The 396-nt window shown below is 50.3% G+C and carries 1 protein-coding gene; it reads left to right on the top strand.

Features of this window, described 5'->3' with window-relative positions; all coding sequences use genetic code 11:
- Positions 1-396 (top strand): hypothetical protein (locus tag D7Y13_RS46675; RefSeq protein ID WP_158626269.1); only part of this gene is annotated, 396 nt, incomplete at both ends.

Raw genomic sequence — 396 nt, forward strand, 5'->3', positions numbered from 1 at the left:
GTGATCTATTGGTCCGTGACGGCCAATCCCTCTCGACGGCTGATCTCCTGAAGCTGAAAGCCTTGAAAAAACCCCAGGCTCTGGTCTTGCCTCCTTACGAAAAAGAGGGCGAAACAAGCGCTCTTTCCCTCGATAAGTTTGGTATGAAAGACGTATCGAAGATTGGAGCTAAGGCTGCAAACGTAGCTGAGTTGCGACGTCTCATCCCTGCGCATACCATTCAGGAAGGCCTGGCTTTGCCTTTGGCGGCATTCCATCGTTTCCTCAAAACAGCGAAAACCAATGACGGCGCAGAATTTCTTCCCCGTTACCAGGAAACCCTGCGTAAGCTCTTGCTTCCAGAAATTAGATTGAGTGAAACAATCGTACTTCTGACCGAACTGCGGACGCTGATTG

It is taken from the genome of Corallococcus praedator, assembly GCF_003612125.1.
Taxonomy (GTDB): domain Bacteria; phylum Myxococcota; class Myxococcia; order Myxococcales; family Myxococcaceae; genus Corallococcus; species Corallococcus praedator.